General features: G+C 51.1%; 12 protein-coding genes and 5 tRNA genes. 3 read left to right on the top strand and 14 right to left on the bottom strand.

What is annotated here, in order from left to right; translation table 11 throughout:
• Positions 1 to 77 precede the first annotated feature (77 nt).
• Entirely contained in the window at positions 78 to 1,637 is a 1,560-nt protein-coding gene (gene spoVB, locus Q5741_RS16950) for a stage V sporulation protein B (RefSeq protein WP_305025307.1), read from the top strand.
• Here spoVB and Q5741_RS16945 read toward each other — a convergent pair.
• Complete coding sequence (locus Q5741_RS16945; protein ID WP_305025383.1) at positions 1,634 to 2,380, bottom strand: DUF421 domain-containing protein; 747 nt, start codon at positions 2,378 to 2,380, stop codon at positions 1,634 to 1,636. The genes spoVB and Q5741_RS16945 overlap by 4 nt on opposite strands.
• A gap of 210 nt (positions 2,381 to 2,590) precedes the next feature.
• Here Q5741_RS16945 and Q5741_RS16940 point away from each other — a divergent pair, with 210 nt between their 5' ends.
• Positions 2,591 to 2,980, top strand: a complete 390-nt coding sequence (locus tag Q5741_RS16940; protein WP_305025306.1) for a TIGR04086 family membrane protein — start codon at positions 2,591 to 2,593, stop codon at positions 2,978 to 2,980.
• A gap of 82 nt (positions 2,981 to 3,062) precedes the next feature.
• On the top strand, positions 3,063 to 3,887 hold the full coding sequence (locus tag Q5741_RS16935; RefSeq protein ID WP_305025305.1) for a phosphatase PAP2 family protein: 825 nt from the start codon (positions 3,063 to 3,065) through the stop codon (positions 3,885 to 3,887).
• 127 nt (positions 3,888 to 4,014) lie between these two features.
• Here Q5741_RS16935 and yajC read toward each other — a convergent pair whose 3' ends face one another.
• The 13 genes from yajC to Q5741_RS16870 all read right to left on the bottom strand — a co-directional run bounded on the left by yajC (position 4,015) and on the right by Q5741_RS16870 (position 12,299).
• Positions 4,015 to 4,332, bottom strand: coding sequence for a preprotein translocase subunit YajC (gene yajC / locus Q5741_RS16930; RefSeq protein ID WP_305025304.1), 318 nt, complete (start codon positions 4,330 to 4,332; stop codon positions 4,015 to 4,017).
• 58 nt (positions 4,333 to 4,390) lie between these two features.
• Positions 4,391 to 5,530: a tRNA guanosine(34) transglycosylase Tgt gene (gene tgt, locus Q5741_RS16925; RefSeq protein ID WP_305025303.1), complete on the bottom strand. Its 1,140-nt coding sequence runs from the start codon at positions 5,528 to 5,530 to the stop codon at positions 4,391 to 4,393.
• A gap of 21 nt (positions 5,531 to 5,551) precedes the next feature.
• On the bottom strand, positions 5,552 to 6,580 hold the full coding sequence (gene queA, locus Q5741_RS16920; RefSeq protein ID WP_305025302.1) for a tRNA preQ1(34) S-adenosylmethionine ribosyltransferase-isomerase QueA: 1,029 nt from the start codon (positions 6,578 to 6,580) through the stop codon (positions 5,552 to 5,554).
• Positions 6,581 to 6,587: 7 nt separating this feature from the next.
• Positions 6,588 to 8,693, bottom strand: a complete 2,106-nt coding sequence (locus Q5741_RS16915) for a SpoIID/LytB domain-containing protein (RefSeq protein ID WP_305025382.1) — start codon at positions 8,691 to 8,693, stop codon at positions 6,588 to 6,590.
• A 56-nt stretch (positions 8,694 to 8,749) separates the two neighbouring features.
• Positions 8,750 to 9,760 carry a Holliday junction branch migration DNA helicase RuvB gene (ruvB, locus tag Q5741_RS16910; protein WP_305025301.1) on the bottom strand — a complete coding sequence of 337 codons (1,011 nt, stop codon included), beginning with the start codon at positions 9,758 to 9,760 and terminating at the stop codon, positions 8,750 to 8,752.
• A 33-nt stretch (positions 9,761 to 9,793) separates the two neighbouring features.
• Positions 9,794 to 10,408: a Holliday junction branch migration protein RuvA gene (gene ruvA, locus Q5741_RS16905; protein WP_305025300.1), complete on the bottom strand. Its 615-nt coding sequence runs from the start codon at positions 10,406 to 10,408 to the stop codon at positions 9,794 to 9,796.
• Positions 10,405 to 10,908 (bottom strand): crossover junction endodeoxyribonuclease RuvC, encoded by a 504-nt coding sequence (ruvC, locus tag Q5741_RS16900; protein WP_305025299.1) that lies wholly within the window; start codon positions 10,906 to 10,908, stop codon positions 10,405 to 10,407. The genes ruvA and ruvC overlap by 4 nt, the downstream gene beginning before the upstream one ends.
• A gap of 144 nt (positions 10,909 to 11,052) precedes the next feature.
• Positions 11,053 to 11,766: a BofC C-terminal domain-containing protein gene (locus Q5741_RS16895; protein ID WP_305025298.1), complete on the bottom strand. Its 714-nt coding sequence runs from the start codon at positions 11,764 to 11,766 to the stop codon at positions 11,053 to 11,055.
• Between the two features lie 107 nt (positions 11,767 to 11,873).
• Positions 11,874 to 11,947, bottom strand: a tRNA-Pro gene (locus Q5741_RS16890).
• A gap of 6 nt (positions 11,948 to 11,953) precedes the next feature.
• Positions 11,954 to 12,033 (bottom strand) — tRNA-Leu (locus tag Q5741_RS16885).
• An 11-nt stretch (positions 12,034 to 12,044) separates the two neighbouring features.
• Positions 12,045 to 12,118: transfer RNA gene (locus tag Q5741_RS16880), tRNA-Arg, on the bottom strand.
• Between the two features lie 3 nt (positions 12,119 to 12,121).
• Positions 12,122 to 12,196, bottom strand: a tRNA-Gly gene (locus Q5741_RS16875).
• 27 nt (positions 12,197 to 12,223) lie between these two features.
• Positions 12,224 to 12,299, bottom strand: a tRNA-Lys gene (locus Q5741_RS16870).
• Between the last annotated feature and the right edge of the window lie 102 nt (positions 12,300 to 12,401).

Raw genomic sequence — 12,401 nt, 5'->3', positions numbered from 1 at the left:
AGGAGCGGCATAACCTTATAGCAAACAGCTGTGTGAGTACAGCGCATCATTTTATTGGGGGAAGAAGGCGACGCGGATTGAAAAAACAAACATTTATACAAGGAACGATGATCCTTCTCGCTGCCGGGATCGCGAACCGGATGCTTGGCTTCATACCGCGAATCGTGCTGCCGCGTGTCATCGGGGCCGAAGGTGTGGGACTGTTCCAGCAGGCCTATCCTTTTTTCATTGTACTGGTGACATTAATAACCGGGGGAATTCCGCTCGCAGTTGCCAAAATGGTCGCTGAAGCGGAAATATCGGGGTCTCAGGCAGCTTCACGACGCATTTTGCGGACAAGCCTCGCATTCACCCTGACATTAGGGATATTTTTCACAGGGGTCTACATTCTTTTTGCACCGTGGATTACCCAGCACGTCCTGACAGACCCGAGAGTCTATCAGGCATTCATCAGTATGAGTCCCATGATTATCATCGTGGCTGTATCCGCGGTTTACCGGGGGTATTTTCAAGGCATGCAGAATATGATTCCTTCCGCTGCTTCGTCTATCGCCGAGACGCTGATGCGAATCGTCTGTGTGATCTGGTTCTCGTATCTGCTGCTGCCAAGAGGAATTGAATACGCAGCGGCAGGAGCCATGCTGGGGGCATTAGCAGGGGAATTTATCGGTATGATGGTACTGCTGTGGAACCGCCGCCGTTATAGCTTTGAACCTCTTGGCATGCCAAACAGCGGACCTGCGTCCGCTCCCGGCAAACGGATCGTTCTCCGCCGCCTCCTGTCGATCTCCGTTCCAGTCACTGCAGGCCGGCTTATCGGTTCATTCTCGTATTTGCTCGAATCCATCATATCCATGCGAAGCCTGGCTATCGCCGGGATTGCCACTGCTGCGGCTACGGCGCAATACGGCGCTTTGCAGGGAATGATTATCCCCATTCTTTTGCTGCCTGGCGCCTTAACCACATCACTTGCCATTTCACTCGTGCCCTCCCTGTCGGAAGCAGCAGCGCGGGGGGATACAGCGATGATTCATAAAAGATTGCACCAATCCGTCCGGCTTGCGCTTGTTACTGGAGCTCCATTCGCAGTCATCATGTATGTGCTGCCCGAGCCTTTATGCCTGATGCTGTATAATGATGCCTCCATCGCCGGCATGCTCAAAATTATGGCGCCCTTCGCGCTGTTCATGTATATCCAGCCTCCGCTTCAGGCAGCACTCCAGGCTCTGGAACGTCCGGGCACTGCCCTGTTTAACACTTTGCTAGGCGCCGTAATCAAGATTGGATTGATTCTGCTGCTGGCCTCCCGTCCGGAATACGGTATCTACGGAGCCGTCTTTGCCATTTGTCTGAATAATGTGATTGTGGCCCTCTGCCATGGCTTTAGTGTAGGGCGGCTGCTCGCCTTCCGGTTTCCTCTTCAGGATTTCTGGAAAATCGGAGCCGGCATGCTCATTATGGCTGCGTCTGTCCTCTTCACCTATACCAAGCTCACCTTCATGGAAGCCGTATGGATGAAATGTATCAGCGCCTCGCTGGCGGGACTGATCGTGTATCTTTTCATTATGGTGATCTCCCGTATGATTGACCGGCATGATCTGGTGCGCGTTCCCGGGCTAGGAAGATGGTTCCGCTAACTCTTTTCCTTTTTATTGATATAGATTTTACCCGTATGGTCCATGGAACAGAGAAATACATCCTTGAAGTCGCGAATACCCTGCTTTTGAATCTGACTTTTCAGCCAAAAACGGGTTTTATCGATAACTTCAAGATTTTTATCCTGGACCTTGCCATCCATAATCAGTGGAATCGGCAGTCCTTCATATTTGAAATTGCCTAAAAAAGCGGCACGCTCCTGCTTGAATGCATTGTTGGGTCTCGACAGCGAGTTGGACTGCCCTTTGGCAGGATCCTTTTGATCTGCAGACTCATCCTTAGGTATCACTGTCAGCTTGCCCGTTGTCTCGAGAATAGCAAATTCCACATTGCTGATGCTGTCCACATTTTGCTCGCGAAGCTGCAGCATCAGATCATCGAGGTTGTAGCGCTGCTTGCCCATTTCTTTTCTATTAATTTTTCCTTTGGAGATCAGTACGCTCGGTTTGCCGTCAAACAGCAGTCTCGCTTTGCGGCTCTTTAGACTAAGCCAGGCGGTGAAGATCTGCAGTACCAGCAGAATGACGAGCATGAAGATGGAATGGAAGATCGGTCTTTGAATATCCTCCAGTGCAAAGACTGCAATTTCAGCGATCATGATGGAGATGACAAGGTCAAATACGGAGAGTTTGCCAATCTCCCTCTTCCCCATCATCCGCATGACCAGATAAACCAGCACATACATGAGAAGCGTCCGCCATAAATGATCAAAGGTATCCTGCATCTCTTCATCTACCCTTCCTGTAATGGACCGGTTTGTCAACGTATTGGTATTCTGACCGGGATAAGACGGACTCATGCAGATGAATGCTCTTTAATTAATGGAAACTGAAAAAAGAAACCACAGAAACCCTTTCATTCCGTACTATGCCCGAGGGCTTGACCATACAATGTAGTAGGATAAATGCTGATATAAACGAGGGAGGTTGCCTGAATGGAAATGATCCGCAGACTGTCTTCATTTCGGATCGCGAACCCCATGTTGTCCGGAATGATGTATGCATTTCTATGGATGATGCTTGGGGCATTCGTTTTGTCGCTGCTGCTGTGGACAAGCGGCATGAGTGAGAAGGATCTGAATTCGTACACGAATCTGGTTCACGGCATTGCACTAGCTGCCGGAGGTTTTACAGCCGGTAAAAGATCCGGCAGCAAAGGCTGGTATTACGGCGGTTTGACCGGGGTACTGTACGGACTCGCTGTCATCCTGATTGGATTTCTCGCGCTGGATTCAGCAGTCGGGCTTACCGATGCTGTCCATCTCCTCGCCTCCTTCGTCATTGCAGCAATTGGCGGTATGGTCGGTGTACAAATCCGTAAATAAAATGTAAAGTATTCGGAATTCGATTATGTTAAACTGGGAAAAGTTCTGTCAGAAAAGGGGAGGCTACCCGTTGTACCAGTCAATGACATATATCTCTATTTATACAAGCCTGGTGGTTGTTCTACTGCTCTGGCTCGGCTCAATGCAGAATCCATTCAAAGCAGCATGGATCTTTGTGAAGGAGCTGATCTTCTCCAGAAAATTCCTTATTCTGTTCGCGGCCATGGTCTGTGTTCTGCTCATGAACAAATACGAGCTGCAGTTCGAGAATGCCATGAAATTTTCAGGAGATTTCACACCTGACATCTTCGGTTTAGAAGGCCGTTTTGTCCATCATTTTCAGCAGCTGTTCTATACTCCTTGGCTGACACCTATTCTGGTCTTCTTCTACATCGTTGTCTTTCAGACTATTCTTATCAGCTCGGTGGGCATCTATGCCGCCAAGAAAAATTGGGTATGGATGTATGGCACCTGTTATGCCGTTATTATTAATTACCTGGTAGCCATCCCGTTCTACCTGTTCTTCCCCGTCAATGAAGTGTGGCACTATGCACCCGCGCAGGTCACCTTTCATATGCTTGACGCGTTTCCAGCCTTTGAGGAGATCTACCGTCCTCTCTCCGGCTTGAACAACTGTTTTCCAAGCCTGCATACGGCCATTTCGGTCACGGTATCCGCGTTGGCCATACGCTCTGGAGTCAAGAGCTGGTCCATCATCGCACCGATCTGCGGCGTCATTATCGTGTTCAGCATTTTCTATCTGGGCGTACACTGGCTCAGCGACATGCTGGCCGGGCTGGTGCTTGGCTTGACGGCATCCACCCTCGGACTCCGGCTTGCCAGACGGACACTGCGGAATGACCATCGTTATGTGGATACCATGCGATCAGGTCTTAACAGGTACTAAAACGGAGAAAGCCCGAAAACTTTTTTCGGGCTTTTTTGCTGTCCGCTCCTACAAAAAAAGAGTCCATGAACAAAATCTGTTCATGAACTCTTTTGGTAACATTCTGGAATCACACCAGTTGAATCCCTTACTCTGCAGATTCTGTGCTGTGAGAAATCGACGTACTGATTGCACTCCGATCGAATGTCAGTTTGGTGACATCGTTTACACGAAGCACAACAATATCGTCGGTAATCTCAACAATCGTCCCGTGAAGACCCCCGATTGTTACCGCTTTATCGCCTTTTTTCATAGCGTTCAGCATGCTGGCACGCTGTTTTTGTTTCTTTTGCTGAGGACGGATTAGCAGGAAATAAAAGATGGCAAACATCAGAACGAACGGCCAGATCAGCTGGACGATCGATCCTGCCCCGCCGCTAGCTGCAGCTGTTGCAAATTGATACATGTTAAGTTTTCCCCCCTTTCATGGACTACACCCGGTACATCAATCATTCTGTCAGAGCTTAAAAACCTTTATCGTTTTCATGCAGACCGTATTGCTCGAAGAACTCATCACGGAAATCCAGCAGTCTGTCCTCCATAATGGCTTCACGAACCTTGCGCATCAAGTCCAGCAGGAAGTGCAGGTTGTGGTAAGTGGTCAGACGCAATCCAAATGTCTCGTCCGCCTTGATCAGGTGACGAAGATAAGCACGGGAATAATTACGGCAGGTGTAGCAGCTGCACTCCGGATCCAATGGTCCAAAGTCCTCAGCAAACTTCGCATTCCGTACAACCAGTCTTCCCTGGCTTGTCATCGTCGTTCCGTTTCTCGCAATACGGGTCGGCAGCACACAGTCAAACATATCAATACCGCGGATCGAACCCTCGATCAGGGCATCAGGAGAACCTACTCCCATCAGGTAGCGCGGTTTGTTCGAAGGCAGCAAAGGAACCGTATAGTCGAGCACCTCATACATCAAGTGCTTAGGCTCGCCCACACTCAGTCCACCAATAGCATACCCCGGGAAATCCATGGAAGTCAAATCAGCCGCGCTTTGTCTGCGCAGATCTTCATGCATGCCCCCCTGAACAATAGCGAAAAGGCCTTGGTCCTGTGGTCTTGCATGACTCTCTAAGCATCTCTCCGCCCAGCGGCTTGTCCGCTCAAGCGAACGTTTGACATAATCATATTCCGCCGGAAAAGGAGGACATTCATCAAACGCCATCATAATATCGGAACCCAGTGCATTCTGGATTTCCATTGCAACCTCAGGCGACAAGAACTTCTTATCCCCATTCAGATGGGAGCGGAAGTGCACGCCTTCTTCAGTGATTTTGCGCATCTCGCTTAAGGAGAACACCTGAAAACCGCCGCTGTCCGTAAGGATCGGCCGGTCCCAGTTCATGAACTTGTGCAGTCCGCCTGCCTGGCGGACGATCTCATGTCCTGGGCGAAGGAACAGATGATAGGTATTGCTCAGAATAATCTGGGCGTTCATCTCCTTCAATTCCTCCGGGCTCATCGTCTTCACGGTTGCCTGCGTACCCACCGGCATAAAGGTCGGCGTCTCAATAATGCCGTGCGGCGTATGCACTCGGCCCAATCGTGCACCGGATTGCTTACAGGTCTTAATATGTTCGTATGTTATCGCTGCTGCCATTGTTTTACCGTCCTCTTTATTCTAATAAATGTACATGGCGTCCCCAAAGCTGAAGAATCTGTATTTCAGATCCACCGCCTGCTTGTACGCCTCCATGATATGTTCTCGGCCTGCCAGCGCGCTGACCAGCATGACCAGTGTGGATTTAGGGAGATGAAAATTCGTAATCAATCCATCAACTACCTTGAAGGTGTAACCCGGATAAATAAAAATCGAGGTCCATCCGCTGCTCGCCTGCAGCTTGCCGCCTTCGAACTTGCTGCCCACCGTTTCCAGTGTACGACAGCTTGTGGTGCCTACAGCGACAACTTTGCCGCCGCGTTCTTTGGTCTCGTTCAACAAATCTGCCGTCTCCTGCGTAATGGAGTAATACTCCTCATGCATGACATGCTCTTCCACGACATCTACAGACATGGGGCGGAATGTACCCAGACCGACATGGAGCGTGATAAACGCGATCTGTACTCCCTTGGCGCGCAGCTGGTCCAGCAGTTCCTCCGTGAAATGAAGCCCTGCCGTAGGAGCTGCCGCCGACCCTTCATGCTTCGCATATACAGTCTGGTAGCGTTCCTTGTCATCCAGTGTTTCTTTGATGTACGGAGGGAGCGGCATCGAGCCAAGACGGTCCAGAATCTCTTGAAAAATCCCTTGGTAACTGAAACGCAGTGTCCGGCCGCCCATCTCCCCTTCATCTTCAATCGTTGCTGTCAATTCGTCGCCGAAGGTGATGACCGCGCCCTTCTTCAGCTTCTTGCCTGGTTTAACAAGCGCCTCCCAGCGGTCTCCCTCCAGGTTCTTCAGCAGCAGCACTTCAGCTTTGGCGCCCGTATCCTGCTTCAAGCCGAACAATCGGGCCGGTATAACGCGGGTGTCGTTCAGTACGAGAGTATCCCCGGGCTGAAGCAGCTCCGCAATATCCTTAAAGGTCCGGTGTCCGACCTTTCCAGTCTGTTTATCCAGCGTCAGCAGTCTGGAGGAACTGCGTTCCAGAAGCGGTGTCTGTGCAATTAGTTCTTCAGGTAAATCAAAATCATACAAGTCTACGTTCATATCGTGTTCATTCCTTAGTAATAGTTACATTCTGATAATAGTGTTTCAGGATCGCCTGGTAATCATACCCTTGATCCGCCAACCCTTTGGCCCCCCACTGGGACAGGCCCAGGCCATGACCGTTACCGTAGCCGGTAATCAGATACTTCTGGCTGCTGTCAACCACACGTGCGTCTCCGCTGCCATCCATAATGACAGTGCCGGCGTTCGCAACCGAGGTTTTGCCAGAAGCAGACAATACGGAAGACGACTGCCCGGCAGACATCGTGCCGCGTGTACCGTCAGCGCCTAATACAGTATAACTTCCGGTCCCTGTAATTTCAAATAAAGTACTGGGTACACTTCCCATTGCAGAACGGTAGGTATCCGGCGTTTTGACTGCTGCATTCTGTCCGTTCACCTGAATCATGGTCACCCTGCCGGAAGGTCCACGCTGGGTCACCTCAAGCTGGTTAATGGATGAAGGAAGCGACCCTGTCGTTTTCCCCTGCATAAACTTCAGTATTTCAGCACCCGTATATGGACCCCGTATCCAGGCATAACTGCCGGATTCCGTTACTTCTTCGAGCACAATGGCCTCCTCGCCCGGACTAAGTTGGGCCACCGGGTTCACGCCGCTCTGAATGAGCGGAAGAGGACGCACATTTGTATTCTGCGCGGTTACAGTCACTTTGCCAAGGCCGGCTTCGGTCACACCCTCCAGCTCTTTAACGTTATCCTCACGGATATAACCTGTCTTACCGCTCTTCAGCAGGACATGATACCAGCTTTTCTGGTCTTTGGCAGCGGCAATATCGCTGCTGCTGTCCACACTCTTGAACACATTCCCGCCGCCGTTCCACACTTCTGAGGTATCTGCTGTCACCCCTCCGGCGTTAGAGGAGAAAACAGCCTCCACTACCTTGCCGTTATTGATGAGCACTTCACCCTCTGTAGCATCCACCGCCTTGGATACAGCCGCATTCTCTGAACTCATGCCGTTATAGGCTTGGCTTAAGGTTGTATCTACGACGTTCGCGATCGTAAATTTCATCCCCTGGGCAAGGGCATAGCTGCGCGCAGCTACGGCCTGAGCCTTCAGTGATTCTGCCGGCCAGGAGGAATACACCTCGGCTCCAACCACGGAGTACAAATATTGCTCGATCGGAAGCTCATTAACGACAGCCAACTGGCCGGATAAAATGCTGAGTTCCAGGTCACCGCGATAGGTGCGCTTAGAGCGCTCAACCAGCTGGATTCCTTCATCCCCGCCGTGAATGGTCATCTTGGCATTAGCCGGAATGCTCAGCAGATAATGAGGCGACGTCTGCAGGGTGGTCAGGTTCAGACCCGCATCCGTCCGGATGATGGCACCGACAGCGGTTGAGCTTACGGTATTCAGGGGCAGCTGGGGCAGCCTTGCGGCGATCGCGCTTTTGAGTGAACTAAGCCCCGCCGTATTCAGCGCTTCTCCAGTCCACACCTCATAGCTCGCCTTGCCGCTGCTGTTTACAATAACGGTATCTGCATCAAATCCGGCATTATTCAGCTGTGACTTGACGCTATTAGCTGCTGTCTGGTTGGCGAAGACGCCCGCCGTCAGATGATAACTGCCTACCGCTGCTGGCTGCTGACCGTTCAGCTGGGCAGAGACTGTCTTGGCGGTACGGGCTGCAGCCGTATTAGCCAGCGCCTCGGATGTATAAGGCCCGGCGTACAGCTGATAGACAGCGGCACCATTCTTTGATGCAGAGAAAAGGAAGGGTTTGTCGCTTCCAGCCTGCAGTGCCTTAGCCGCTGCAGCAGCCGTCTTGAAATCCGCCGTTTCCAGTACTTTTACTTTATAGCTATCTATACTAAAACGCACCTGCTTGTCACTCGGCAGGTCAACCCAGGATTGAAATCCCGAAGTTCCCTGCTGTCCCAGCGACCAGCTTCCACCAGACGACATAGTCACATAAGGGGTCGTCGATTTATATTTGCTGCCCAGATCTGCGAACATTGCAACCCGGATCGTAGAAGCCGTGCCCTCCGCATCCGCGGGGGCAGCCATTGGCATCAGCATGGCTGCCGCCAGTACACTGGCGGCAGCTGTCATTCCGATGCGTTTCCTCCACCTGCGGCTCAACTTCATCGTACTCACTAGTAATTCCTCCTGTCCGTTACGGAGCTGCGCTCGTTATGGTGCAGTTAGTCTCTTTTGTCCATCGGCAGAGGCAGTCCCAAATGGGTATAAGCAGCAGGGGTCGCAACCCGGCCTCTTGGTGTCCTCTGCAGAAATCCGATCTGCAGCAGATAAGGTTCATAGACATCTTCAATGGTCTGACTCTCTTCGCCAATGGTAGCTGCAATGGTATCCAGGCCTACAGGTCCTCCGCGGAAGCTCTGGATCATTGTTCGCAGCATTTTATGGTCGATTTCATCCAGTCCTCTTGGATCGACCTGAAGCCGCTTGAGTGCTTCAGATGCAAGCTCCGGACTGATGATACCGTCACCTCGAACCTGTGCAAAATCCCGCACCCGTTTCAACAGGCGGTTTGCGATTCGCGGGGTTCCTCTGGAACGCAGCGCGATTTCTTCTGCGGCGTCTCCCAAAATTTCAATGCCCAGAATGTCGGCCGCACGTGATACGATGTATGCCAGCTCGTCTGTATTATAGAATTCCAGCCGGCTGATCACACCAAAGCGGTCCCGCAGCGGCGCTGACAGCAGACCGGCACGCGTAGTTGCACCTATCAGAGTGAACGGGGGCAGGTCCAGACGGACGGAACGTGCGCTGGGCCCTTTGCCAATCATGATGTCCAGGGCAAAGTCTTCCATAGCCGGGTACATGACCTCCTCCACCGTACGATGGAGCCGGTGAATCTCGTCAATAAACAGAACGTCGCCTTCCTGCAGGTTGGTCAGCAGTGCAGCCAGGTCACCAGGCCGTTCAATCGCGGGACCGGAGGTAGTGCGCAGATTTACACCCAGCTCATTGGCGATAATGTTCGCTAACGTTGTTTTGCCGAGACCTGGCGGCCCGTACAGCAGTACATGATCCAATGCTTCTTTGCGCATCTTGGCTGCTTCAATATATACCTTTAAATTTTCCTTGACCTGATTTTGGCCAATATATTCATTCAAATACCGCGGCCGCAAACTCAGCTCCACGGCCTGATCTTCCATCATTAGATTAGCGGAAATCAGCCGGTCTTCCATTACTCATCGCTCCTCTGTTGTCTTGCCTGACGCCTATCCCGCAAATAACATCTGCAGCGCGCGCTTCATCATCACATCCACCGAATCGTCCGGCGAGATGTCTTTTTTCAGCTTCAGCCATACCTTATCCAGCTCGGTATCGGTGTAACCCAATGCCTTCAACCCCTCGCGAGCTTCCGACCAGGATGATCCATCCCCTTCTTCCACCACCGGCACCGCAAACAATCCGGTTGCAAAAGCCGCAGCTCCAAAGCCGTCCAGCTTGTCCTTCAGGTCCAGAATCATGCGCTGTGCCGTCTTCTTGCCGATTCCCGGCAGCTTGGTCAGGAATGTTATGTTCTCCTGGTATATAGCTGTAACGAGGCTGTCTGGACTCCCGCCTGTCAAAATACCAAGCGCTACACGCGGTCCAATCCCTGATACTTCAATCAGCTTGCGAAACAGCTGCTGCTCCTCCCGGGTGGGAAAGCCAAATAATAGAATTGCATCTTCCCTTACATGGTGATGGATATAGATCGTTACCGGGCCTTCACTTTTGGCAAAAACAAAGGGATTGGGACAAAACACACGGTACCCGATTCCCTGTACATCCAGCACGACATATTCATTCTCCAAATGGACCACAGGTCCCCGTAAAAAATCGATCATTTCCGTAATACCTCATTTAACTTGGAATTTAAATTATAAGAATGCGCATGACAAATGGCTACTGCCAGAGCATCGGCCACATCATCGGGCTTGGGTACCGTCTGAAGGCGCAGATACATTTTGACCATCTCCTGTACCTGCTTCTTCTCCGCCTTACCGTAGCCCACAATCGCCTGTTTCACCTGCATCGGTGTATACTCGCCAATCGGGAGTCCGCGCTGTACCGCAGCCAATACCAGTACCCCTCTGGCCTGGCTGACAGACATGGCTGTGGTGACATTGCGGTTGAAGAACAGTTTCTCAAAAGCTACCGTATCCGGCTTATATCGATCAATCAGCTGAAGCATGCCTTCATAAACGTGCTCCAGCCGGTCTCCTTCGGGTGTATGGGCTTCAGTCTGAATAGACCCGTATTGTACCGGTGTTATTCTGCTGCCCTCTTTATCTACTATACCAAAACCGACAATAGCAATGCCCGGGTCAATTCCTAGAAAACGCAAAAACATCTCTCCCTTATCCTAAAAGCGAACATATGTATCACTATTGGTATTATAGCAAACTTCCTATTGATTAGACCAAAAAGTTTAACAGATTCTATTCATGTGGACACGCAAAAAAAGGATGCCTTTCAGGCATCCTGAGCATTATTGTTTTTCATCATTGGGCAGCGGCTTCATCACACGTTTGGTTTCCTTCAAGGCATAGTCGCTGAATGTGGAAATGACACTATTATATTCATCCACATCCTGGATGCGGATACCCTGCTGCAGCTGCTTGAGTACCCCTTCTGGTAAGGAAGTCTCCATCGAACCCAAATCCAGCTGAAAAAATGTCCGGATCACTTTTTCCTTCTTGGGAGGCCCCTCGAACAAGGCGAGCTTGCCTCCGGAATCGAGACTCATATAACCCGCCTGCTTGCATTTGGGCGACAGATCTGCGATCTCCATCTCCAGCACAAGTGCCCCCTGCTGATCGATGCGGCTTTTCCACTCCAGATGCTGCTCAACCAGTGCTACAGCTTCGGCTGACGTATGTGTACCCAGCTTCTCAGTTTCCGAGCCGCAAATATAATGACGAATCCGGTACACTTCTCTTGCCTGGTCTGAAGCCCGAAGCGTTAGCTCTGTCTCTTCACGCCCTGCATTTATTTCTGCTGCCATTTCAGATATAGATGCCATGGCCGCCGTTGCTGCCGGCTCTGACAATGGCATGCTCATTAATTCACGAAGATTTCCCGACATATGCATGCCCGTCCACAACAGTACAGCCATAATACCGCAAGCGAGACCAGTCCAGACGGATTTACGACGTTTACGCCATCGTCTCAGCAGCTGCTTTTTCAGTTTAGATCCAATCATGCTTATCCCTTCAATCCCACTGGTTTTACCATAGTGTGACCCGGGAAGAGATAGACTATACAAATAAGAAGACCACTAATTAAGATTAATCAGTGGTCTTCTTGAGATCGGGATGACACGATTTGAACATGCGACCCCCTGGTCCCAAACCAGGTGCTCTACCAAGCTGAGCTACATCCCGCTATAATGCCGGTGAAGGGACTCGAACCCCCACGGTTTCCCTCACGATTTTGAGTCGCGCGCGTCTGCCAATTCCGCCACACCGGCTTGTAATTAAACGTCCCCTGAGAGATTCGAACTCCCGGCCTTTTGATTCGTAGTCAAACGCTCTATCCAGCTGAGCTAAGGGGACATATGGAGCGGACGACGGGAATCGAACCCGCGACCCTCGCCTTGGCAAGGCGATGCTCTACCGCTGAGCCACGTCCGCAAAAACAATGAAATTGTTGAGTGTAAATGGTGAGCCATGAAGGACTCGAACCTTCGACACCCTGATTAAAAGTCAGGTGCTCTACCAACTGAGCTAATGGCTCATGGATTTGCATCCCTGAAGCAATAAAAAATGGCGGAACTGACGGGATTCGAACCCGCGGTCTCCTGCGTGACAGGCAGGCATGTTAGGCCTCTACACCACA

The organism is Paenibacillus lacisoli, assembly GCF_030580655.1.
GTDB lineage: Bacteria > Bacillota > Bacilli > Paenibacillales > Paenibacillaceae > Paenibacillus > Paenibacillus lacisoli.
This window is presented reverse-complemented; position numbering and strand designations above follow the sequence as displayed.